Consider the following 22,979-nt stretch of genomic DNA (forward strand, 5'->3'; position numbering starts at 1 on the left):
GTTCCTTCGTCTTGTGTGGTGGTTACTCGACGGTGACCGACTTGGCCAGGTTACGGGGCTTGTCGATGTCGGTGTTGCCGCACTGGCGGGCGATCTCGGCCGACAGGAACTGCAGCGGCACCGTGGACAGCAGCGGCTGCAGCAGCGTGCCGGACGCCGGGATCTCGAGCAGGAAGTTCGCGTAGGGCTTCACCGACTCGTCGCCCTCCTCGGCGATGACGATGGTCTTCGCGCCGCGGGCCCGGATCTCCTGGATGTTCGTGACGATCTTGGAGTGCAGGATCTCGCGTCCCTGCGCGGAGGGAACCACGACGACGACCGGGAGGTCCTCCTCGATCAGCGCGATCGGGCCGTGCTTGAGCTCACCGGCGGGGAAGCCCTCGGCGTGGATGTACGCCAGCTCCTTGAGCTTGAGCGCGCCCTCCAGCGCCACCGGGTAGCCGACGTGGCGACCGAGGAAGAGCATCGTCCGGATCGGGCCGAGTTGCTCGGCGAGGCCGTGGATCCGGTCCTTGAGCTCGAGGGTCTTCTCGATCTTCGCCGGGATGGCCTCCAGCTGGTCGAAGATGTCTTCGATCTCGTCGGGGTACTTTGTGCCACGGGCCTGCGCCAGCGCCAGGCCGACGATGTAGTTCGCCGCGATCTGGGCGAGGAAGGCCTTGGTGGACGCCACACCGATCTCCGGGCCGGCGTGCGTGTAGAGCACGGCATCCGACTCACGCGGGATCTGCGAACCGTTGGTGTTGCACACCGCCAGGACGCGCGCACCCTGGGACTTGGCGTGGCGGACGGCCTCAAGGGTGTCGGCGGTCTCACCGGACTGGGAGACGGCGACGACGAGGGTCTGCTTGTCGAGCACCGGGTCACGGTAGCGGAACTCGCTGGCGACCTCGATCTCGACAGGCAGCCGCACCCAGTGCTCGATGGCGTACTTGGCGAGCAGGCCGGAGTGGTACGCCGAGCCGCATGCGACGACGAAGACCTTCTCCACCTGGCGCAGGTCCTCGTCGGAGATGCGCTGCTCGTCGAGGACGACACGTCCGTCGACGAAGTGGCCTGCGAGGGTGTCGCGGATGGCGGCGGGCTGCTCGAAGATCTCCTTCATCATGAAGGAGTCGAAACCGCCCTTCTCGGCGGCCTCCAGGTCCCAGTCGATGTCGAACGGGCGGCCCTCGGCGGGCGTCCCGTCGAAGTCCATGACCCGGTAGTCGTCCTTGGTGATGACGACGACATTGTCCTGGCCGAGCTCGACGGCCTTCCGGGTATGCGCGATGAAGGCGGCGACATCGGAACCGAGGAACATCTCGTCCTCGCCGACACCGACGATCAGCGGGGTGGAGCGGCGTCCGGCGACGATCTTGCCCGGGGCGTCCACGTGGGTGAAAAGAAGGGTGAAGGCACCCTCGAGACGACGCAGCACCGCCAGGGCGGACGCCTCGAAGTCACCGGCGGTCGGGCCGCCGTTGTAGGCCAGGGCGACGAGGTGGGCGGCGACCTCGGAATCGGTCTCGCTGGTCAGTTCGATGCCGGCGGCCTCGATCTCCGCGCGGAGCTCGGCGAAGTTCTCGATGATGCCGTTGTGGACGATCGCGGCCTTGCCGTCGAAGGAGACGTGCGGGTGGGCGTTCGTGTCGTTCGGCCGGCCGTGGGTGGCCCAGCGGGTGTGGCCGATGCAGGTCGCACCGGCGAAGCGCTCACTGTCCCGGCCGCCGGCGGCGTCGATCTGGTCCAGCAGGTTCGCCAGCTTGCCGGCCTTCTTCTCCACCTCGAGATCACCGGGGCGCACCACCGCGATTCCGGCGGAGTCATACCCCCGGTACTCCATCCGCGCCAGAGCGTCCAGACCGATGTCGAGGGCACTGACGTTACGGGCCGCATCTCCGACGTAACCAACGATTCCACACATGCGCACCACCCTACCGAGACAGTCGTTCCGGGGGTTACTCCGGTGTGCCTGAGGGTGTCCGGTCGACTGGTAGGGAACCCGTATGTTCCGTCCATGGACTTCGGACGTGACGGTCCTGATGTTCTTCCCCGGAAGCATCCTGCTTCCGACCCCTACCAGGATCCCCTGTCCATCTGACTCACAAAGAACTGTCCGGAATGAAGAATGAAGACTCTCGCCGTCGGTGGCTACCAGCTGACCCCGGCCGACTTCGGCAATCCCCGTGTCGCTGGTCAGGGCGGCCAGTTCGTCCAGGTTCCCGGCGGTTGGGCACTGCTGCCGTTCTGATCCCCTATCATTGTGACCGTGGCTGAGAATGTGAAGAACCTGATCGCCCGCCTCGGCAGGCCCGGTCCCTATGACGTCCATGTCGGCGACCTCGGTGTCGCCGGACTGCCGGGGCGGGTCTACGTACCCGTCAACGGGTCCGGTGGCGCCGGTCGTTCCGGACGCAGGAAGCGCACCTCGGTGCCCGGTCTGGTGTTCGCGCACGACTGGCGGATCTCGGCAGACGCCTACCACGTCACGCTGCGGAACCTGGCGAGCTGGGGCATCGCCGTCGCAGCTCCGGACACCGAAACCGGCTTCCGGCCTGACCACCGCGGCTTCGCCGCCGACCTGGAATCTTCACTGAAGATCCTCGCCGGCGTGAAGCTCGGTGACGGCGCCACGGTCGTCGACGTCAACCGTCTGTACCTCGCCGGTCACGGCATGGGTGCCGGTACTGCGGTGCTCGCGGCGGCGGGCCGTCCGGTCACCACGCCGAGCTCCGGTGACACCCCGTCCCTGGCCGGCGTCATCGCCGTGTACCCGTCGGACACCACCCCCAGCTGCTACGAGGCCGCCCGTGTCGTGGAGGCGCCCGGCCTGGTGCTGGAGGCGGGGCGCCCCGGTTCAGTACCCACAGGCAATGCGGGACGTCTCGCCGCGAACTGGCGTGGCCCGGTGGGCTACCGCAAGATCCTCAAGGGCAGCCCGGCGGGGTTCAGCGAGCCGGTGCTGCGCAAGGTCGGCATCGGTGGCGCGGGTCTCGAGTTCGCAGTCCAGGAGCTGGTGCGTGCACTCATCATCGGCTTCATCGCCGGCGACGGCGCGGTGGAAAACGGGGAGGCGAAAGCCTTCACTCCGCTGCACCGGTTCGGTGCGGATCTCCCCGACATCAAGGGAACCTCGACGGCGACGCGTCGGGAACTGTTCGAGTCCTTCCCCGAGTTCTTCGACCCGGGTGAGAAGCTGCAGGACGCTATCCTTCACCGCTGACCTGTGGTCGGTGGCCCGTTACGGGCCGCCCGGTTCAGGGGAACCGGGCATTGAAGAGGTCGTCGGGGGACCTGCCCTGCCGGGCCGGTGGGATCCGGTGGGGTGCCTCGGCATTCCCGTCCCGGTCCGCCTGTCCGGCGACCTTCTCCAGGCTGCGACGGAGGGTGTCCGGCAGATCCTTGTCCGCCATCACCGCCTCCACCTCTGCGGTGAACTTCCGCAGCACCTCGGTCTGGGCACGGTAGGCCTCGACGAAGTCCTCGCTGGCCCGACGCATGCTGCCGAGGTATTCGTCCATCACCGCCCGGTGGGCGTCACTCATCTGTGTGGGGCGTGCAGTCTCTGACACAGCACCTGTCGCGGTGCCTGTCGCGGTGCCTGTCACGGAATCTGTCATGGTCTCTCTCCTGTTTCAGATGGGCCCGGTGGCGGTCACCAGGCGTCGGCGGACTCGGGCGTGGTGCCGGTGGATACGCCGGCGTCGGTCGTCCAGATGTCCGGGTTCCACCCGTCGGTCGCGACGTCCCCTGCATCCCCGGCATCCCCGGCTGATGCAGTCTCCGGGGTCTCCCCGACAGCTGCCGGTGACACCGGCGGGGTGTCCTCCGCGGCCGGGGCGGTGCCCACCTCGGCGACGACAGTCGGGGCGCCCGTGGCGTCCGGCAGCCGGTCGGTCTTGTCGAAGCCGTGGACCGGGTCCACGCTGGGCTCCGGTTCAGGACAGGTCGGCTCGGGTGCCGGTTCAGGGCAGTCGGACGGCCCGGCGGCGGGCTCCCCGGCGGACTCCACGGTGAACTCCGCGGCCATCTCCAACGCGCCACCGACGGCGACTGCGGCACCGCCCCCGACGGCCAGACCTGCCGCCCCGCCGGCACCGGCGATGAGCATGTCGTCGGCGGCCGGGAAACAGTCACCGACTGTGATGTCGACCAGCGCCTCCAGGCCGTTGTTGCGTTGACCGAGCATGTCGGACACCACCGTCACCGCCCCCTGCACCATGCCGGCGGCGGCATCACCGGCACCGCACGCCAGTGCGGTGGACGCCAACCCGCACACGTCCTCGACGAAAGCACTGATCTCCTCCGCGCACCCTGCGGTCAGCTGGTCCATCGCCCCGGCGCAGCTGCCCACCGAGCTCACCGCGTCCTGCCAGAGTCCACTGTGGGAGACGAGAGCGTCCCCGGCGTCACAGAGTCCCTGGCTCGGCACCCCGCCGCCGATACCTTCGATCACCCCGGCGGCCTCGGTGACCAGTGGAGCGATCTGAGCCGCCGAGTCCACGACCGTGCCACCGGCACCGGCGACCGCGGTGATGGTGGCGGTGTCCAGACCCCGGGTGAATTCCCCCAGCTCGCACATCCGGCGCACCGGTTCCGGCGGACAGCCGGTCTGCTCCGCGGTGGCGGCGAGTGTACCGAGGGCGGCGTCCGTCTCGGCCCTGGCAACGGTGGTCACCGGAGACCACCCCCGCCGGTCGTCCGTCCGGTGTCTGCGACCGTCCCGGCCGACCGGTGGTCCGCACCGGCGATACGCTGCACCGACCGTTGTGCGTCCTCCAGTCCTGCCCGGATCCGGCGCAGGTGCTCCGCGCGGGTGTCCTGCGCACCGGCCAACAGCGCGACGACCGCCGCACCCCTGATCCCCAGCCCCTGACCGAAGGACGCCGCGGACGGCGTCGCTGGTGATGTCTCCGGTCGCGTCCCCGGTCCGGCGGCGTCGACCGCGGCCAGAGCGGCGGTGACGGCGTCCCTTCCCCGGTCCGGATCGACGGACATCCGGTCCGTATGTGCCCTCACAGTGGTCCTCCTCCCCTGCCACGCCCCGGTGGCGGACAGTCATACCCCTGTTTGACTCCACCGGGGCCCGGAAGGTTCCCGCACCACCACGAATACTGCCGGGAAATATCAGCCCTCGGAGATGACCACCGCGGCCAACTGCCCGGCGATCTTCTTGGCGTCGGCGGCGGTGGGGGCCTCCACCATCACGCGGTAAACCTGTTCGGTGCCGCTGGGGCGCAGCAGCACCCGGCCGGTCTCGCCCAGCTCCTTCTCCGCCGCTGCGACGGCCTCGGCGACGACCGGGGAGGTGTGGATCCGCTCCTTGTCCTCGACCGGCACATTGACCAGGGTCTGCGGCAGCACAGTCATCACCGACGCGAGTTCGCGCAGGGTACGACCGGTCTCCGCCATCCGGGCCATGATCGACAGGCCGGTGAGCGTGCCGTCACCGGTGGTGCCGTGCGCGGGGATGACGACATGGCCGGACTGCTCGCCACCCAGGGACAGGTCCTGGGCGTTGAGGTCGGCGAGCACGTAGCGGTCACCGACCTTCGTGCGGCGCAGCTCGATACCCTGCTCCTTCATCGCCAGGGTCAGGCCCAGGTTGGACATGACCGTGGCGACGAGGGTGTTCTTGCGCAGCTCGCCGGATTCCTTCATCGCCACCGCGAGGATCGCCATGATCTGGTCACCGTCGATGATGTTGCCCTCGGAGTCCACCGCAAGACAGCGGTCGGCGTCCCCGTCATGGGCGAGACCGAGATCGGCGTGGTGCTCCAGGACGGCATCCCGGACGACGTTGATGTGGGTGGAACCGCAGTCGTCGTTGATGTTGTAGGAGTTCGGGTGGTTGTGGATCGCCACCACATCCGCCCCGGCCTGGGCGTAGGCCTGCGGGGCGGCCTCGCTGGCGGCACCGTTGGCGCAGTCGACGACGACTCGGATTCCGTCGAGCGGTGCGGGCACGGAGGAGGCCAGGTGGAACAAATAGCGCTCCAGGCCGTCACCGGACTCCTCGATGATCCTGCCGATGCCGGCGCCGGTCGGGCCGGACTCCTTCAGCTCCAGCATGGCAGCCTCGATCTCGTCCTCGACGGTGTCGTCGAGCTTGTGGCCGCCGGCGGCGAAGAACTTGATGCCGTTGTCCGGCATCGGGTTGTGGGACGCCGAGATCATCACACCCATGTCCGCGCCGTAGTCGTCGGTGAGGAAGGCCACCGCCGGGGTAGGCAGCACGCCCACGTTCAGCACATCGACGCCCTGGGACGCCATGCCGGCCGAGAGTGCCGCGACCAGCATCTCGCCGGAGACGCGGGGGTCGCGTCCGATGACGGCGACCGGTCGACGCTGGGAGCCCGTCGTGGTCTCGGTGAGGACGCGTGCCGCAGCGGCCCCCAGCCGCAGGGCGAGGGGGGCGGTCAGGGAACGGTTGGCCAGACCGCGCACCCCGTCAGTTCCGAAAAGTCTGCTCATGGGGAGCCAGTCTAGTGGGCGGGGGTGCGAGTTCCGGTGTCGGTGCCGGGACTGTGTCGGCATCACGCAGCCAGAGGCTGTTCGAGCGGGTGACGGAACAGCCTCAGGCTGCGCGATGCGGGCACACCCGCGACCCGGACACAGCGAGACGCCGCCCACGGCGCACACGGGGTGCGCCATGGACGGCGTCTCTGCCCGGAAGAACCGGGACACAGCCCACCAGGGCTGACAGGCGGGGCGCAGGGCCCCGGACAATCAGCGCTTGGAGTACTGCGGGGCGCGACGGGCCTTGTGCAGACCTGCCTTCTTGCGCTCGACCGCACGGGCGTCACGGGTGAGGAAGCCGGCCTTCTTCAGGGCGGCCCGCTCCTCCGGGTTGTACTTGTTCAGGGCACGGGAGATAGCCAGACGCATCGCGCCGGCCTGGCCGGAGGGGCCACCGCCCTTGAGGTTGACCTGGAAGTCGAACTGGTTCTCGCGGTCCAGCAGGACCAGCGGAGCCTTGATCAGCTGCTGGTGCAGCTTGTTCGGGAAGTAGTCCTCCAGGGTGCGACCGTTGCAGGTGAACTGGCCGGAGCCGGCAACCATACGGATGCGGACGACGGCCTCCTTGCGGCGACCGACGGTCTGGATCGGGCCCTCGTAGAGATCGGCGACGGCCGGGGTGGCCTCGTCGGTCTCCTCGACCTCAGCGACGGTGTCACCGATGGTGGCGACGAACTCCTCGCTCACGGCCTCAGTGGCCTCGTAGTTCTCGTTGTCGCTCACTGGGCCACCTTCTTGATCTCGTAGGTCTCGGGCTGCTGGGCGGCGAACGGGTGCTCGGCACCGGCGTAGACGCGCAGCTTCTTCACGGACTGGCGGGAGAGACGGTTGTGCGGCATCATGCCGGTGATCGCCTCAGCCACGACGCGCTCCGGGTGCAGCTCCAGGGAGCGGCCCAGGGACATGGTCTTCAGACCGCCCGGGTAACCGGAGTGGCGGTAACGGAACTCGCGGTCACGCTTGTTGGACGAGATCGCGACCTTGTCGGCGTTGATGATGATGACGTTGTCACCGCAGTCGGTGTTCGGGGCGTAGATGGCCTTGCCCTTGCCGCGCAGCAGACCTGCAACATGGGTGGCGAGACGGCCCAGAACCACGTCAGTGGCGTCGATGACGTACCACTTACGGGTGATGTCACCGCTCTTCGGGTGGAAAGTAGTCACTTAAGGACTCCTTGTCTTCATGGAGCTGCCGGCCCGTCTGCCCTGAATCAGGCTTTCACCGTGTTTCCGGGGTGCCCGCGGCGGCCGGTTGAGACCCGCGGACCGGTCACCGGGGCATACACCGGGGTGACCGCAACCTGAAAGACAGTACTCCCCCCCGGTCACGTGTGCCAAACCCGTGGGGACGCCCGTGACCGTCACGCCCAGCTGTTCGCTGCGCTGGTGTTGATCTGGCTCATCCGCGCATTGGCGTCGTCGACGGTACGGGCGACGGAGTCGAGCACCATGTTGAGCTCCTCAAGGGAGTTGTCCCACCGGCGCTGGGCGTCCTGGTAGGCCACGGCGGACGTCCCCTCCCACTCGGCGACCATCGGGGCGACGTCACCCTTGAGCTGCGAGAGCATTCCGTTGATGTTGCGGCTGGTCGCGCGGATGTCGGCGGCCGCCTGGGCGATCATGGCGAAGTCGTACTGGATCATTGCTGTCTCCTCGGATTGTGGCTGATCTGTGGTGGAGTTCTGGTGGGTGCCGGTCAGCGGAACGCCGCGACGTTGTCATCCTCGACCTGCTGGAAGGACCGGGCGTTGCCGCGGATGTTCTCCGCGATGCCGGTCAGTGCCGCGCGCAGCTCGCGGGCGGCGTCGTTCCAGCGGACCATCAGATTCCCGAAGGACGCCTGCGCCTCGCCCCGCCACACCCCCTGCACGGAATCTACGGTGCCCTGCAGCCGGTTCAGTTCGGCCTGTACCTGGTCGTTGACCGTGTCCACTTTCCCCGCGGTGGCATGCATGACGTCGGTGGTTGTCCTGAAGCTCATGGCTTCCCCCTCATATTTCTGTGTAGGTTCCGGGCCCCTGTCGAGGCCGTCCCCTAGTTAGACTCCACAGACCCCCGTCCGGTTCACTCCCCGCCGAAATTACTCCCCGCCGAAATTACTCCCTGCCGAAATTACTCCCTGCCGACATCACTTCCCGGACAGCACCTGGTACGACGTCCGGACGTGTTCGGCGGCGAGTTCCGCGGCCAGGTCGGCGTCCCCCCGGGTCACCGCATCGAGCAGCGCGCGGTGCTGGTACTGCAGTGTGGCCTGCATGGCGGTCCAGTCTTCCCGCGCCCGGTAGCCCTCCAGCAGCGGGGCGCGCAGTGACTCGCGGATCGCCTGCGTCATGTCGGCGAAGAGACGGTTGCCGCCAGCGTGGGCCAGGGCGACGTGGAAGCGGGTGTCGGCGTCCCCGAAGTCCTCCCGGCTCAGCTCGGCACTGTCGGCACTGTCGGCACTGTCGGCACCGTCGGCCTCCTCGTCCCCGTCCATGGCGGCGAGCTCCTGCTCCATGAGTTCGAGCATCTCGGGGTCGCGGTGTTCGGCGGCCATGCGCGCGCTCTCGACATCGAGGATCATGCGGGTCTGGACGACCTCGTCGAGGGCGAAGTTGTTGAGCGCTACATGCAGTTTCAGGAATCGGCTCAGTGCCGTGGTCGGCATCGAGGTGATGAATGTCCCGGCACGGGCACCGGAGCCGACATGGGACTCGAGTACGCCGTGGCTCTCCAGCACCCGGATCGCCTCGCGGGCTGCCGCTCGGCTCACGCCGAGCTGTTCGGCGAGCTGACGCTCCGGCGGAAGCATGTCGCCGACGCCGAGTGCCCCGGACAGGATCCGGTTCTCGATCGCCTCGACGACCAGCGAGTGGGTGCTGGTCCGAGGTGCAGGACGCCCGGAGTCTGAGATTTCTGACATGCCGTCGGTTCTACCACGGTGAGCGCCGGTTCACCCCACCCGGGCGGTGGCGGTGAACCTGTCACAGGCGGCGAGGCGTCCTGCGGTCTCCTCTGCGGTGCCCGCCCGGTACTGGCAGCCGACGGAGACCTGGTGGCCGTCGATGAGGCGCACCTGCCAGCGGGTGGTCGACCGTCCGCTGTCCTCCGCGTAGTCCACCGGGTGCTGCGAGGTGACCTTCGCCGCCGGCATGTCGGCGAGGCCGGTGAGCAGTCGGGCGTCGAGTTCTTCCTGGGTGCCCAGCGGGGTCGGGGTGGCGGCGACGAGGATGCGGGCGTCCGGGTCGTCCGACATCCAGATCTCACGGCGGTCGGTGGCCTCGCGCAGGGTCCAGCCGTCGAGGTCGGCGTTGACGGGGATGTCCGCACGCTCGGTGATGTGCTCCGGGGTGGCGTCGCCGCGGCGCACCGGGTCGGCGAACAGTGCGTCGTCTGTGGGCGCGGCGGCCACAGACTCCTGCTCCGGCGTCGGCACCACGTTGGAGGTCGCCCCGGTCGGCAGTGCGGCGGCGACAGACTCGTCCCCGCCCCGTCGGAGGATGCCTGCCACGGCCAGGACACCGACCAGTACCACGACAACAGCGGTGACGGCGAGCAGTGCCTGGCGCACCGGTGGGCGTTCCGCGTCAGTCTCCGCGTCCACCAACTCCTGCTCAGGTTCCTCCTCCAGCTCCCCGCCCTCCAGTTCAGCGAGCTCGGCACGCGCCATCTCCAGGTCTGCGGCAAGGCGCAGCGCGGTGTCCGGATCCACGCACCGTGCCCGCACCCCGACGGTGCGCAGGTAGGCGGCGACTGTCGCAGCGTTCTCCCCGGTGACCAGCACATCGGTGGTGGATTCGCCCACGCCCCAGGGGAATCGGACCCGTGGCGTCCGCGGATTAGGATCGGTGAGGTCCGGGTCCGCCGCGCGTTCCTCAAGTGCCTCGGCGACGAGTTCACGGACCGCCTCCAACTTGCTCAGCGGCACGGTGGAGCCCCGCCAGAGCAGACCTGTGCTGTCGCCCGGCGCGTCGCACCGGACGCTGAACCCGCTGAGCAGGTCGGTCACCGTCCATCCGTTGACGAGGATGCCGGACTCCACCAGCGACACCGCCTGCACCGTCATTCCTGTCGCGTTCACTCTTTCTCCCCTGTCTGATCCCCTGTCTGATCCCCTGTCTGATCCACTGTCTCATCCACTGTCGGTTCCTCCGCCACAGCGACCTGCAGTTCCACGGCGTCCCCGACAACGAGGACGCCACGCCCCGGTGTGCTGGGCCGTAGCACCTGACCTGCGACCGGACCGTCCTCCCGAGGCGCCGAGAGCAGCACCCAGGCGGTGCTGTCGCGCACCCCCTGGAGCAGCGGAGTGTAGGTGCTGCGCCCCATCACCGCACTGCGCCGCGCGGTGACCAGGTGCAGGCCGATGTCCGCGGCATGGGGCAGCAGCGGCACCAGGATGTCGAGTGCCGAAGCGAGGTCGGTCGAATGGTCGAGGTCGTCGACGACGACCACGAGTTCCGGGCCGGTCCACCAGCTGCGGTCGCGCAGCATCTGCGGGCTCAGCGTGGTGACGTCGGCCGGGATCCTCTCGCGCAGCACCCTGGCCCAGCGGGTGAGTTCGTCGGTGAAGGACACCGGGGAGCGGTAGCCCGGCACACCGAGCAGTCCGCGGCGTCCGTCGGCGACGAGCAGTTCCGCACTCCCCTCCTCCCACGCGTCCGGATCTGCGAGTCCGGCGATGACGGTGCGGAGCGTGGTCGTCACCCCGGACCGGGCCTGACCGACCACGGTCAGATGTGGGGAGGACGCCGGGTCCCAGGTCACGGTACCGAGGGTGGGACCGCCGACGCCGAGGACGACCTTCCGGGGCTCTGCGGGACCGGCTGCGGTGGCGGACACCCTTTCCGGGAGCAGCTTCATCTGCAGGTCAGGTTCGCTACGGGCCGTACTGACCCGACGGGCGTGTTCGACGGCCTCCTCGTCGGAATGGGCGACCTGGATATGGCGTCCTGCCGGGGAGACGCCGCGACCCGGCACATCGGGCAGGCTGCGCTGGGTGTCACGGAACGTGGAGTCCGTCGGCGTCATCTTCAGCTCGACGGTCCCGGTGAGCAGGTCACGCAGGCTGGGCCGGAAGGTCCAGCGCAGCGCGGTGACGACCACGTGGACGCCACGTCCCAGGCCACCGGCCACCAGCGTGGCGAGCCGACGGTCGCTCTCGCCCAGGGTGTCCACCCCGTCGATGAGCAGGACGCGGTGGGTGACACCGGGAGAAGCGTCCTGCTCCAACTCATCGAGCAGCCGGTCGACCCGGTCGGCGCCTACGACCGCGGCGACCTGCGGAAGCCGGGTCAGGGAGGCCAGGGAACCGCCGGGGTCGAGGATGTAGACCGCCACAGAAGGGCTGGTCAGGGCGAGCCCGACGGTGAGGGTGCGCAGCAGGGTGGTCTTGCCGGTGCCCGGTGAGCCGACGACGGCCCAGTGGCGACGACGCAGGTCGATGTCGAGGCGTCGTTGTTCACCGTCGAAGGGCAGGTCCTCCAGGGCGACCGGGACGCACAACGGGACGCTGTCGTGTTCCGCTGCTCCCAGAAGACGGCTGGCCGGCAGGTCGGTGGGCAGCGGATCCAGCCAGATCGGACGCAGGTTCGGCCCGGCCAGCCGGTCGACGACGAGGTCCATCGTCGTGCCGGTCGCCTCCGGTTCCACCCCGAGTTCGCGGATGATGCGTCGATCGGCCGGCACCTCGGGACCGGAGACATAGGCCGACTGGAACCGCACCTGGCCTGCCCCGCCGGCCTCGGCGAGGATCGCGGCACCGGGGTTGGCCGGCAGGTCGTGGGCGGCGGTGGAGCCGATGAGGGCGCGGGACTCGGCCGCGGAGAAGGTCCGCAGTGCGATGCGGTAGCTGAGGTGGGATTCCAGGCCACGCAGGCGCCCCTCCTCCAACCGCTGGCTGGCGAGCAGCAGGTGCAGGCCGAGGGACCGGCCGAGGCGTCCGACCGCGGCGAAGACCTCGGCGAACTCCGGACGGGCGTGGAGCAGCTCGGAGAACTCGTCGACGACGATGAACAGTGAAGGCATCTCGCCGGGATGTCGCCGGTTGTACTCGGTGGCGGTCGTCAGGCCGGCGGCGCGCAGGGTCTCCTGGCGACGGTGCATCTCGCCGAGCAGAGCGTCCTGCATCCGGTCGACGAGCACCGCCTCCTCGGAGAGGTTCGTGATCACCGCGGCGGTGTGCGGCAGGCGTTCCAGGCCGGCGAAGGCGGCACCACCCTTGAAGTCGACGAGGACGAAGTTCAGTTCCTCTGCGCTGTGGTGGTGGGCGAAGCTGGTGACCACGGCTTTCAGCAGCTCGGACTTGCCCGACCCTGTCGCGCCGATGCACAGCCCGTGCGGGCCGATGCCGCCCTTGGCGGACTCCCGGATGTCGAGGTACACCGGTGACTGACCGGCCCGGCCGATCGGCGCGCGCAGGTCACCACCGGGCAGGTCGAGCAGGGAGGTCTCGCTGCGCCGGGTACAGCGGGCGCGGCACAGGGCGGCGAGTTCGACGTCGCTGAGCCGGTCGGCGGTGGCGAAGGGACGCCAGCCGTCGACGGTCCACGCGGAGAGCACCTCCCCGTCGGAGTGGAGCAGCAGGCCGCGGGTCCGGGCGGTCTCCTCGGCGGCCTCGTCCGGGTCGGCGACGACCGTGCAGCGCGCAGGTGCCGATGCCTGGTGCGCAGGTGAATCGACCTCGGCACTGTAGCGGAAGTTGATCCGCAGCGCGCCGTCGTGCGGCAGCCACCGGTCATGTGGGCCGTCGATGCCCACGACGCCCGGATCCTGCAGTACCAGCGCACCCTGCATGGCTCTGACCTGGTCGGATGCCCCGGGTCCGGTCACCGCGACGACCGGGAACTCCCGCAGGTCGACCGCCACCGGGGCGTCGAGGGTGGCATGCCGGGTCGCCAGGTCGCGCAGGCTCATCGCGCACACCGGCTCCAGATCTTCCGGGGGCACGTCGACCGGGATGTCGATCGGGTCAGCGGGGGCCTGGACGGCGGTACCGAGACGCACGACGCCGGGTTCGACATCCTGCCCGTCGATCCCCTCGGCCGCCCGGGTCCACAGTGCCTGCGGGTGAGGGTGACGGCGCTCGGCATCCACCCGCTGTGTGTGCCGGGCGCGCCGGACGCCGTCGGTCAGCGCGTCGAGATGGCGGTGGTAGCTGCGTCGGATCTCGTCGACGTCCTGGCCGCCGGGCTGGAACATCATGACCATCGACCCGATCATCATCAGAGGGAAAATGAAGGTCATCGGGCTGCGGGCCATCCCCGAGAGCATCATCGCGGCGACCATGCCGAGCACGGCGACGAGCATGACAGCGGGCATGAGCAGCCGCAGGAACGGCTGCTTGTTCTTCGGCAGTGATGGTGGTGGTTGCGTCTGCACCGGCTGTCCCCTCGGATGAAAAAGTCCCCGTCATCGACCCTGCCCGCGCCCCCTGTGGCCCCGGACCCCCGACAACATGATCTCTGGCTTACGCCTGTGTTCGGCGACAATACCGCAATCCCGGTGCACGCGGAATGTTTATCGCCTAAAGTTGCCCTCACATACCGCGCCACCGGGGGCCGCGGTACCTGTCACAGCATCATCCACCAGGGGGAATCCACCAGTGATCGCCGTCAGTATCACCGTCGTCGACGACCGTGGGCGCGAACGCGTCCTCGACGCCACCGTGTCCGGGACCGTCCCGGTCACCGAACTCCTGCCCCATCTGGTGGACGCCACACCCGGCGAACACTGGCAGCTCAGTGGGCCGTCCGGAGTGCTGCGACCCGAGCACGGGCTCGATGCGGCCGGGGTGCGCCCCGGGGAACGTCTCACCCTGGCACGCGCCACAGTGCCCGCTCCACCGACAGACACGGTCGGCCGGCTCAGCGGTGATCTGCCGGCCAATCCCTCGGTGTGGGTCGCGGCCTTCCTGGCGGCGGCATCCACCCTGGTCCTGCCGCCGTTCAGCCCCGGGGTACCGGTGTGGCATCCCCTCGAGATCAGCGACCGGGCGCGCAGTGTGCTCGACGGTGCCGGGGATCCGGCCGGTCCGACGGTACTGCTGTGCACCGTACTCACCCTGGTTCTCGCAGTGGCGGCTGCTGCAGCGAGCCTGCACGAGAAGCGATTCACGGCCCTGGCCGCCCTGCTCGCCTTCAGCGCCGGGGTGCAGGTCAATGTACTCACCGGTTGCGTCCTCGCAGCCTGCGCGGTGTGGCGGTCGGGACCCGAACGGGTGGTCACCGTGGTCCTCGCCGTCGCCGCGGCGGTGAACTTCTGGCCGGGGCTGACGGTGTTGGCGGGGATGACCGGCCTGGTCGTCTCCGGGCAGACCGCCCTGGGACTGGCCGGGGTGCCGCTGCCGAGGATCCCGGCGACGGGCCTGTTCGCCGCGGCGGACCGGCTGCGCCGACAGGACGCCAGGTCGGCCGAAGAGAGGGCCACCTCCGGAGACTCCGAGGACGCCGCCGTTGACCGGGCCCGACAGGTTCACGCAGTACTGGTCATCGCCTGCTGTGTGGTCATCGTCGCGGGCGTGGTCCAGCTCATCCCGCCGGGTTCCACGCCCGGGTGGATCGCCGTGGCGGCCTGTCTGACGGTCGCGGTGACCGGCCTGTCTGCCCGCGGTTGCCGACCGGCCCACGCGGTGACGGTCACGGTCACCGCGGTCACCGTCGCGGTGTGGACCCTGGTGCACTGCACCTCCCCGTGGCCGGCCGTGGCCCTGCTGCCGGTGATCCTGCCCGCGGTGAAGATCACCTCCCCGCTGGCTGGCCGGGTCATCGACATCCTGGAGACCGTCGCCTTCGCGGTCGCGGTGCCGCTGCTCATCGCGACCACCGGTGTCTTCGACCTGGTCAGGGGGATCGGGTGAAGTACCGGGTGAGGTACCGGATAAGACACGGGTCGACGGTGATGTGCGCTGCCCTCCTGTTCGTGGCGGCCATGCCGGTCGCTGTGGCGCCGGTGGCCACCGCACAGGAGAGTCTCGAACAGTGCGGGGTTCCTGAGCCCGGTGACGCGCTGCCGGTGGATGTGCCGCTGCCCCACGATGTCGCCACCGGTGCCGGTGTCTCGATCGCCCTGGTGGACACCGGTGCCTCCTCCCCCGGCGTCCTCCCCGGTCGGGACGGGGATCTGGACCACTGCGTCCTGCACGGGACGGCGGTCGCCGGAGTCCTGCGCAGCGTGGCCCCCGGCGCGAGGGTGGTCTCCCACCGCCAGGTCACCGACCGTGGCTCCGGCACGGTCGCCGGACTGGTCGACGCCCTGGAACGTGCCGTCGCCCACGCCCGCGAGCACCCCGAGGTGAAGATCGTGAACATGTCGCTGGTGGCCTGCCAGGACACCGTCGAACTGCGCCGGGCGGTCGCCGATGCAGAAGACGCCGGGCTGCTCATCGTCGCCGCGGCCGGCAATTCCGGACAGTGTGCCGAGGGGCAGATGCCGTTCCCCGCGTCACTGCCCGGCGTCCTCACGGTCGGCGGGGTGGACGCCCGGGTCGCCGACGCGTCCCGGCTGGACGATCTGGGGCTCGGCCGTGTGGTCGCCGACTATTCGGTGCCCGGGGTGTGGGTGGACCTGGTCGCGCCGGGTGGTCCGGTGTCCACGGTGCTGCGCACTGCTGCCGGTGAGGTGACCATCGTGGGTGATCCCGACCCGTTCGCGGGCACGAGTTTCGCGGCTCCGGTGGTCTCTGCCACTGCGGCGCTGGTGTGGCAGGTGCGTCCGGAGCACTCGGCGGCGCAGGTGCGGTCGGTGCTCGTCGACACGGCCCGGTCCGGTGGTGTGCCGGTGATCGATCCGGCGGCGGCGGTCGCATCGGTGATGGACGATGAGCCCGTGGCGGGCGACCGGGACGCTCCCTGGGATGACGCGGTGGACCTGGTCGCTGCCTCGGACGAGAACGTTGAGCTGCGTGTTCCACTGGCTCTGCTGTCACTGGTGCTGGTCGGGGCACTCGGCGTGGCGGTGGCGCGGCGTCCTCGCGGGTGATTTTCCAGGGACTGTCACGCACCTGCCACGGTCCCCGCAGGCGGACTCCAGTGAACAGACCGGAAGGGTCCGTAGCCTCATTTCCAGTGCAGCGGATCCGCTGCCGTTCATTCACACGACGCCTTACAGGAGGCATTCCATGCTCGACGCCATCTCCACCATCGTCAACACCGTCGGTTCCATCCTCACCACCGGTATCTCCGGCGTGGCCCACGCCCTCAACCAGGTCGTCGGCTCCGTCACCGGCAGCATCTAGGACGAGTTCTGCTGAACTGCTCCTACGACCCTGCCCCGTCACCGGTTGTCCCGGTGGTGGGGCAGGGTCGTTTCTGCCCCAGCGGGCTGCGGGCTATCCTCGGGCCTCACCCACCACCCCGCCTCAACAGTCAGCCGGGCCCGCTCGACGGACAGTTCACCACCGTCCGGCAGCGGCTCGATCACCCGCCACGGCACCTGCACCGGCAGCTCGCCGTCATCCAGCAGCCCCAGCGCGGCGAGCTCCTCCGGCGACGGCACCGCGTACCGCACCCCGGACTCACTGACCAGGGCCAGTCCCCGCTCGGTCACCACGGCAACGGTTCCCCGTGGACCCGCATAGTGTCCGTCCCGCTCCTCTCCCGACGTCTTTTCCGGCTCCTCCACCAGTGTCGACCCCGCGCATACTCCACCGACTTCACGGAACGACACCTCCACCGGCAACTGTTCCAGCGCCGTCGTCCCGGGAGCTTCCAACACGGTCCCCAGGTCAGAGACCACCGGTGCACCGGCGAGAGCCTCCGCGACCGCCCGGCGCGTCCCCGTGACCTCGGCCAACCCACCGTCGGCGACGAGGAAGGCCCGCTCCCCCGCGGTCACCAGCGTCCCCTGCGCATCGAAGGGGGCGTCCAACCCGGACCGACCGGCCGGCAGCGCCGCATCCGGGCCACGCCGCAGCACCGTCACCACCTCATCATCGGCCGGCACCGGCACTGCCCCGAGTGCCCGGGCGACGGTGGGACCGGCGTCCGGAATGAGCATCCGCACCCCCTCGACGACCAGCCAGTGACCCGATGGAGCGGCAAGGACCTGCGGCCCGGCGTCCTCCAACGAGGACGCAGCCACGACCGTCGACCCGCACAGCGCCCACCCGTCAGCCTCACCGTCGGTGACCGGGACCAGCCCCGGGGAGTTCGGAATGCCGACCGGCGGACCGGTCTCGAACCCGGCCAGGTTCGATGCGGTGGTCTTCGACGGCGACTCCGCCGACCCCAGCAGCAGCCGTGCCGAGGCCACATTAGTCACCGGGTGGAAGGCGTCCCCGAGGCGTACGTGCAGCGCCCCGGATTCATCGGTGACCAGGGCGGCGTCCCCCACCGACGGTGCCGGACGCAGCATCGCGACCAGCAGCATTCCGCCGGCGACGAGCAGGGCGAGCAACACGCCGACGGCGACCGCGCGTCGTTGGGTGCGTAGTGGATCATGTGCCATGCGTGGGTCGCCGGTGACCAGCGCGAGCTCCATCCGCCGCAGCAGAAAGGAATAGCCGGAGACCTGCAGGCCTGTCGTTCTCATGTGGTTCTCCCCTGACATTCCCCCGGGGCGCCCCGGAAATCCCCCGATGCGCCGACCCCGCGGCGCACCGTGATGTACATTCTGCTGAGAAAGATACATGACAGGGGAGCTCTTGTGTGGGGAACAGTGACGGCCGCCGTGGCCGTGATCGGGACAGGGACAGCGGCCTGGTGGGGACGCCACCGGCTGGGTCGACTCGTCGCAGAACACACACCGGAGCGGGCGTGGTTCCACGTGCACCCGCCGCACCACGATCTGTGGGGTGCGCGGGATCAGGTGGTGTGTGACGGGGAGCTGCTGGACCGCTTCGCCGCAGGTCTGCGGGCTGACCTGCCCATGGTGGTGCAGGTACCTCCGCCGAAGCCTGACGGCCCGACACAGCGTTCCTACGCCGGACTTGCCGCGCTGACCCGCCCATCGGGTCGGGTCCTGGTCGGAGTTCTTCCGGAGGACGCCGCGCGGGTGCCGTTCGCTGCCGCCGGCTGTGGCCTGCTGGCCCGCGCGGTGCCGGGACTGCCCGCCGGTGCGCGTGAGGTGACCGGTGATGTGGCGGTGGACGCAGTGCCCGGCTGGATGGTCGGGACGGATGCATCGGGTGAACCGGTGACGGTGAACCTGCCGCCGGGCGCCACGGTGCTGGTCAGCGGGGCCAGGGCGGCGGAGGTCGTGTCGACGGTGGCGGTGACCGGGCGGACGGTGGGACCGGTGGCGGGCGCAGATGTGGCGGTGGTGTCCACGGTGGCGGCGTGGCGGGAAGCGTGGCATCCGCAGACCTGCCGGGTAGTGGTCTGCGAGGATGCTGCTGCGCTGGCCGACAGCATCGCGGTCGACCTCACCGTGGACCTGGACGCCGGACAGCTGCGCTGCGGGGAGACGACACTCCCCTTCCGTCGGCTGCCGCTACGCTGATCCCCATGCGCAGCCACCTCGCCACCTGGATGAACGACCACCAGGTCGCGCTGTATCTGTGCGCGCTGCTTGTGGGTGCAGTGGTCGGGCTGTCGGTCCCGTCTGTGGCGTCCCCCGCGGAGCAGGCGATCAACCCGGCCCTGGGGCTGCTGCTCTACACCACCTTCCTCGCCGTACCCTTCGGCCGGATCGGACACGCCCTGCGGGACTGGCGGTTCCTGGTGACCGTCTTCGTGGTGAACTTCCTCTGCGTCCCCCTGGTGGTGTGGGTGTTGACCAGGTTCATCGCGTCCGACAGGGCGTTGCTGGTCGGGGTACTGTTCGTGCTGCTGGCACCGTGCGTGGACTACGTGATCGTGTTCACCGGGCTGGCCGGTGGTGCAGCAGACCGCCTACTGGCCGCGACTCCCCTGCTCATGCTGGCGCAGATGGTGCTGCTGCCGGTGTGGCTACGTCTGTTCGCCGGGGCCGAGGTGGTCGAATCGATCGAGACGGGACCGTTCGTCTCGGCGTTCGTCTGGCTGATCGTGGTGCCGTTGGTCGCGGCAGGGGCCACCCAGTGGGCACGCTGGTGGTTCTTCTCCGACCTTTTCGCCGACCTGATGGTGCCGCTGATGATGGTGGTCCTGGCGGTGGTCGTAGCGTCCCAGATCGACGGCGTCTCCGACCGGTGGCGTGACCTGGTGGTCGTGGTGCCGGTGTATGTGGTGTTCCCACTTGCCATGGCACTGATCGGTGGTGCGGCTTCCCGGATCGCACGACTGGAGATGGCGTCCCGCCGGGCGGTGGTCTTCACCGCGGTCACCAGGAACTCTCTGGTGGTGCTGCCGTTGGTCCTCGCCCTGCCGGCTGCCTATGACCTGTCACCGCTGGTGGTGGTGACGCAGACGCTGGTCGAGCTGCTCGTCATGGTGACGATGGTGCGGGTGGTGCCGAAGCTGGTGCGGTGACGAGGTTCCCTCCCCCGGGGTCCTCTACTGATCCGGTCGCTTCTCCGCCGCACCGCCGAAGTGCTACCAGGACAAGAGTCCTGCTGTCAGCAAAACCCAAGGTCGTCAGATCTGCTGCACGCGGGAGACCGGTAACACTTTCCCGCGTTACCTGCCCTCAGCTCAGATCAGCCCGTCGGGCAGTTTCTCGATGGCGACCATCCGCTGCGGGTGCCGTGCACTCCACACGACCACAGCTGAGCTTCGGCCCACGGTCGCGATCTTCCTCGAGTACCGGATCCCGTCGGGACTGTCGAAGACCTGGAAATGCGCGTCATCGTCCGCGATCTGGTCCTCGATCTCGTCAAGTAGGTCATCGACCCGGTTCGCGAGAGCAGGATCATTTCCGTACAGCTCGTCCGGACTCCCGGCTGCCGAAATGGACAGCACAGGACCCTCCCCCTGAATGTCCCCCATCAGTCACCCTCTCCGTTCCTTGGCCGACGTCGCCGAGGCACGGTGTTGTCGGAAGTAGGCTCCTCCGCCAGGGCAGCAAGGATCTTCGGGTCGTGGACGATGTAGTCATCGACCGCCGAGACAGTCTTCGCCGGGGTCGGCAGGACGCTGCCGCCGACGGTCTCCTCGACGATGAAGGTCTCGTCTCCGTGGCGTGTTCCGAGAGATACCCGGCCACGCTTGTCCGTGGTGACAAATGGTGCACCCATAACCCCAATCCAGCCCCATCGTCCTATGTGGGCAATGGGGAAACAGGGTCAACTACCCCAGCCGGTAGAGGGTGAAGCCCCAGCCCACGGTCGACTGCTCCACGTCCGCCACACCCCGCCCGGGCGAACAGGTCACGGTGCTCGGCATCGGTGCGCGAACCGCCGCCGTAGAGCGTGAAGTCCCGCAGGTCGTCCTCGTGGTCCTGGTCGTGGGCGAGCTCCTCGTTGAGGATGCCCCGAAGGTCAACGACAATCTCCCCACCCCCACCAGTGATCCGGCCGACGCATCGCCGAGGCCGTCCGCTTCGACCCCGGCGGCAACCGCAGCGCCGCCGATCTGGCGGCCTCCGTCCACACCTCACTGCGCAGTGTCCAACGGACCTTCGACGACGTCCTCAACCCGCACGCGTATGCAGAGAATCTTCGCACCGCTGTCGCTTCGCCCGGTCGACTGTTCTGCTAAGGACCGGCCACTCGTCGGCGACATGCCGAAGTGTTACCAGGACAGACGTCCTGTTTCCGGGAGAACACCAGGTCGTCAAAGGTGCTGCAACCGAAGATTGACAACACTTTCCCTGCAACACCTCGAGCACTACCCTGACAACCCCGACCACGCCCGGGCCGCACTCGGCTGCGCCAGGCAGTCCCCAGGCACCGGCCCTCTACACCGGCTCCCGCTTCGTGCGTGTCTCCTCGGCGCGCGTCGCCAGTTCCGCGTCCGCCGGATAGTCGACGGCCACGAGGTTCAGACCGCACGCCGGCGCCACCGGCACCTTGGACGACCGGGAACGTTCCTGAAGCAGGGAGGACGCGAACCCCTCGTAGCGGCGTCCCTCCCCCACCGTCAGGACCGCGCCGACCAGCGAGCGGACCATGGACCAGCAGAAGGCGTCCGCCACGACCGAGGCCTCATAGGTCTCCGGCTCCGTGGGCGTCGACACGTCCCGCCATTCAAAGGACTGCAGGTCGCGCACTGTCGTCGAACCTTCGCGGTACCTGCAGAAGGCCGCGAAGTCATGCAGTCCGACCAGCACGTCGGACGCCGACTGCACCGCCGACAGGTCCACCGGATGGCGCCACTGCGCGGTGTCCCGGACCCGCAACGGTGACGGCCCTGCCATCGACGTCGTCACCCGGTAGACATAGTGGCGGCGCAGCGCAGAGAACCGCGCATCGAACCCCGGGGCGGCAGCAGACGCCCCGTGCAGGCGCACATCGGCCGGGAGCATCCGGGACAGCCGTCGCACCAGATCTGACGGCTGCTCCAGCGACCGCTGGCCGAACGCCGACGCGGGCACGTCGACATGGGCGACCTGTCCGGTCGCATGAACGCCGGCGTCGGTGCGTCCTGCCACCGTCAGCTCGACCGGGGTGCGGAAGACCAGCGAGAGCTTTTCCTCCAACACACCTTGCACAGTCCTCAACTGCGACTGCGGGCCCTTCTGCTTCGCCCAGCCGTGGAAGTCCGTGCCATCGTAGGCGACGTCCAGACGCACCCGCACGAGTTCCGTACCCTCCACCAGATCACTCACCCGTCGTCTCCCGTCCGAACCCGGCCATCGCCGCCGGGCTCAGCGACGGACCCGGTGCCTCCACGCGTCCGGACCGCTGCTGCTTCTCCATCTCCACGACGCGCATCCGCTCGCGGTCCGCTGCGCCACCCAGACTGAACAGTCCCAGGCCGAAGACCACGACCCAGACCGTCAGGGTGTCCAGCGCCACCCGCTCGAACGCGCCGGGCATCACGTCGCGTCCGGAGAAGATCAGGGTCAGTGCACCCACGATCGAGAAGAACTCCATGACACGCGTGATCGGCACATAGGCACCGTAGATCAGTGGGTGCGCGTCGCCGGTGGTCTCGGCATGCCGCGTCGCCGAATCGACGAGGACCTCCATCGTCGCCCACATCGCCAACAGGTACAGCAGCAGAGACGCGTCGTGGATCCGCGGATGGCCATCCACGGTGAACATGGTGGTCACCAATGTCAGGAGGCCGGCCAGGCCCAGCAGCAACGACGTCCCGTAGACACCACGGTCACCCTCCCGCCGCGCTGCGAGCACCATGAGCAGACTCGCGAGGATCACCGCGATTCCGGAACAGATCACCATCGTGGTCGTGAACGTACTCACCGGGTTGCACACGAACCGCACTCCGGAATCATCCCGCAGGACGCCGCACTCCGACGCCATAAGGTCGGAGGACCTGTTCTCGGTCAGCGAGTACATGCCCTTCCACCGGATAATACCCACGACCTGCCCGACAATCAGCAGCACACCGCTGACGACCAGAAGGACGCCGGCGGTGCGGTACGAGACGGGGTTGTGCAGGGTGGACCGCGGAGACATTGCACTGATTCTAGCAGCGGGCGCGCGCCCCTCCCCTGTGAGGCACCTGCCTGTTCACCACC

Annotated in this window: 23 protein-coding genes; 6 read left to right on the forward strand and 17 right to left on the reverse strand. The window is 68.9% G+C overall.

What is annotated here, in order from left to right; all coding sequences use genetic code 11:
- Positions 1 to 22 precede the first annotated feature (22 nt).
- Positions 23 to 1,906: a glutamine--fructose-6-phosphate transaminase (isomerizing) gene (gene glmS, locus Q0A27_RS05500; RefSeq protein WP_291474056.1), complete on the reverse strand. Its 1,884-nt coding sequence runs from the start codon at positions 1,904 to 1,906 to the stop codon at positions 23 to 25.
- A 204-nt stretch (positions 1,907 to 2,110) separates the two neighbouring features.
- Here glmS and Q0A27_RS05505 point away from each other — a divergent pair, with 204 nt between their 5' ends.
- Both Q0A27_RS05505 and Q0A27_RS05510 read left to right on the forward strand, forming a co-directional pair.
- Complete coding sequence (locus tag Q0A27_RS05505; RefSeq protein WP_291474057.1) at positions 2,111 to 2,233, forward strand: hypothetical protein; 123 nt, start codon at positions 2,111 to 2,113, stop codon at positions 2,231 to 2,233.
- Between the two features lie 18 nt (positions 2,234 to 2,251).
- Entirely contained in the window at positions 2,252 to 3,205 is a 954-nt protein-coding gene (locus Q0A27_RS05510) for an alpha/beta hydrolase (RefSeq protein ID WP_291474058.1), read from the forward strand.
- 34 nt (positions 3,206 to 3,239) lie between these two features.
- Here the strand turns inward: Q0A27_RS05510 and Q0A27_RS05515 are convergent, their stop codons facing one another.
- From Q0A27_RS05515 to Q0A27_RS05565, 11 genes are all read right to left on the reverse strand, one after another.
- Positions 3,240 to 3,602, reverse strand: coding sequence for a hypothetical protein (locus Q0A27_RS05515; protein ID WP_291474059.1), 363 nt, complete (start codon positions 3,600 to 3,602; stop codon positions 3,240 to 3,242).
- A 35-nt stretch (positions 3,603 to 3,637) separates the two neighbouring features.
- Positions 3,638 to 4,660: a hypothetical protein gene (locus tag Q0A27_RS05520; RefSeq protein WP_291474060.1), complete on the reverse strand. Its 1,023-nt coding sequence runs from the start codon at positions 4,658 to 4,660 to the stop codon at positions 3,638 to 3,640.
- Positions 4,657 to 5,001 (reverse strand): hypothetical protein, encoded by a 345-nt coding sequence (locus Q0A27_RS05525; RefSeq protein ID WP_291474061.1) that lies wholly within the window; start codon positions 4,999 to 5,001, stop codon positions 4,657 to 4,659. Before Q0A27_RS05525 ends, Q0A27_RS05520 begins: the two co-directional genes overlap by 4 nt.
- A 108-nt stretch (positions 5,002 to 5,109) precedes the next feature.
- Entirely contained in the window at positions 5,110 to 6,456 is a 1,347-nt protein-coding gene (gene glmM / locus Q0A27_RS05530; RefSeq protein WP_291474062.1) for a phosphoglucosamine mutase, read from the reverse strand.
- 255 nt (positions 6,457 to 6,711) lie between these two features.
- Positions 6,712 to 7,224, reverse strand: coding sequence for a 30S ribosomal protein S9 (rpsI, locus tag Q0A27_RS05535; RefSeq protein ID WP_291474063.1), 513 nt, complete (start codon positions 7,222 to 7,224; stop codon positions 6,712 to 6,714).
- Positions 7,221 to 7,664, reverse strand: coding sequence for a 50S ribosomal protein L13 (gene rplM, locus Q0A27_RS05540; RefSeq protein WP_291474064.1), 444 nt, complete (start codon positions 7,662 to 7,664; stop codon positions 7,221 to 7,223). The genes rpsI and rplM overlap by 4 nt, the downstream gene beginning before the upstream one ends.
- A 197-nt stretch (positions 7,665 to 7,861) precedes the next feature.
- A complete protein-coding gene (locus tag Q0A27_RS05545; RefSeq protein ID WP_291474065.1) occupies positions 7,862 to 8,143 on the reverse strand; it encodes a WXG100 family type VII secretion target in 282 nt (93 codons plus the stop codon).
- A 53-nt stretch (positions 8,144 to 8,196) separates the two neighbouring features.
- Entirely contained in the window at positions 8,197 to 8,481 is a 285-nt protein-coding gene (locus Q0A27_RS05550) for a WXG100 family type VII secretion target (RefSeq protein ID WP_291474066.1), read from the reverse strand.
- 147 nt (positions 8,482 to 8,628) lie between these two features.
- The gene (locus tag Q0A27_RS05555; protein WP_291474067.1) at positions 8,629 to 9,402 is read right to left on the reverse strand and encodes a FadR/GntR family transcriptional regulator; all 774 of its coding nucleotides are present in this window, start codon (positions 9,400 to 9,402) and stop codon (positions 8,629 to 8,631) included.
- 30 nt (positions 9,403 to 9,432) lie between these two features.
- Positions 9,433 to 10,560: a type VII secretion-associated protein gene (locus Q0A27_RS05560; protein WP_291474068.1), complete on the reverse strand. Its 1,128-nt coding sequence runs from the start codon at positions 10,558 to 10,560 to the stop codon at positions 9,433 to 9,435.
- Entirely contained in the window at positions 10,557 to 13,859 is a 3,303-nt protein-coding gene (locus Q0A27_RS05565; protein WP_291474069.1) for an FtsK/SpoIIIE domain-containing protein, read from the reverse strand. Before Q0A27_RS05565 ends, Q0A27_RS05560 begins: the two co-directional genes overlap by 4 nt.
- Before the next feature lie 223 nt (positions 13,860 to 14,082).
- Between Q0A27_RS05565 and Q0A27_RS05570 the strand changes: the two genes are divergently transcribed.
- On the forward strand, positions 14,083 to 15,336 hold the full coding sequence (locus tag Q0A27_RS05570) for a hypothetical protein (protein ID WP_291474070.1): 1,254 nt from the start codon (positions 14,083 to 14,085) through the stop codon (positions 15,334 to 15,336).
- Between the two features lie 71 nt (positions 15,337 to 15,407).
- The gene (locus Q0A27_RS05575) at positions 15,408 to 16,457 is read left to right on the forward strand and encodes a S8 family serine peptidase (protein WP_291474158.1); all 1,050 of its coding nucleotides are present in this window, start codon (positions 15,408 to 15,410) and stop codon (positions 16,455 to 16,457) included.
- Positions 16,458 to 16,751: 294 nt separating this feature from the next.
- On the opposite strand, the gene eccB is transcribed toward Q0A27_RS05575, so the two are convergent.
- Complete coding sequence (gene eccB / locus Q0A27_RS05580; RefSeq protein WP_291474071.1) at positions 16,752 to 18,008, reverse strand: type VII secretion protein EccB; 1,257 nt, start codon at positions 18,006 to 18,008, stop codon at positions 16,752 to 16,754.
- A gap of 126 nt (positions 18,009 to 18,134) precedes the next feature.
- Between eccB and Q0A27_RS05585 the strand changes: the two genes are divergently transcribed.
- Positions 18,135 to 18,917, forward strand: coding sequence for a hypothetical protein (locus tag Q0A27_RS05585; protein WP_291474072.1), 783 nt, complete (start codon positions 18,135 to 18,137; stop codon positions 18,915 to 18,917).
- Positions 18,918 to 18,922: 5 nt separating this feature from the next.
- Positions 18,923 to 19,867, forward strand: a complete 945-nt coding sequence (locus Q0A27_RS05590; RefSeq protein ID WP_291474073.1) for a bile acid:sodium symporter — start codon at positions 18,923 to 18,925, stop codon at positions 19,865 to 19,867.
- Positions 19,868 to 20,029: 162 nt separating this feature from the next.
- Here Q0A27_RS05590 and Q0A27_RS05595 read toward each other — a convergent pair whose 3' ends face one another.
- From Q0A27_RS05595 to Q0A27_RS05610, 4 genes are all read right to left on the reverse strand, one after another.
- Entirely contained in the window at positions 20,030 to 20,296 is a 267-nt protein-coding gene (locus tag Q0A27_RS05595) for a hypothetical protein (protein WP_291474074.1), read from the reverse strand.
- A 26-nt stretch (positions 20,297 to 20,322) separates the two neighbouring features.
- On the reverse strand, positions 20,323 to 20,571 hold the full coding sequence (locus tag Q0A27_RS05600; RefSeq protein WP_291474075.1) for a hypothetical protein: 249 nt from the start codon (positions 20,569 to 20,571) through the stop codon (positions 20,323 to 20,325).
- Between the two features lie 662 nt (positions 20,572 to 21,233).
- The gene (gene truA, locus Q0A27_RS05605) at positions 21,234 to 22,103 is read right to left on the reverse strand and encodes a tRNA pseudouridine(38-40) synthase TruA (RefSeq protein ID WP_291474076.1); all 870 of its coding nucleotides are present in this window, start codon (positions 22,101 to 22,103) and stop codon (positions 21,234 to 21,236) included.
- On the reverse strand, positions 22,096 to 22,917 hold the full coding sequence (locus Q0A27_RS05610; protein ID WP_291474077.1) for a hypothetical protein: 822 nt from the start codon (positions 22,915 to 22,917) through the stop codon (positions 22,096 to 22,098). Before Q0A27_RS05610 ends, truA begins: the two co-directional genes overlap by 8 nt.
- Between the last annotated feature and the right edge of the window lie 62 nt (positions 22,918 to 22,979).

The sequence above is a fragment of the Corynebacterium sp. genome (assembly GCF_022712275.1).
GTDB lineage: Bacteria > Actinomycetota > Actinomycetes > Mycobacteriales > Mycobacteriaceae > Corynebacterium.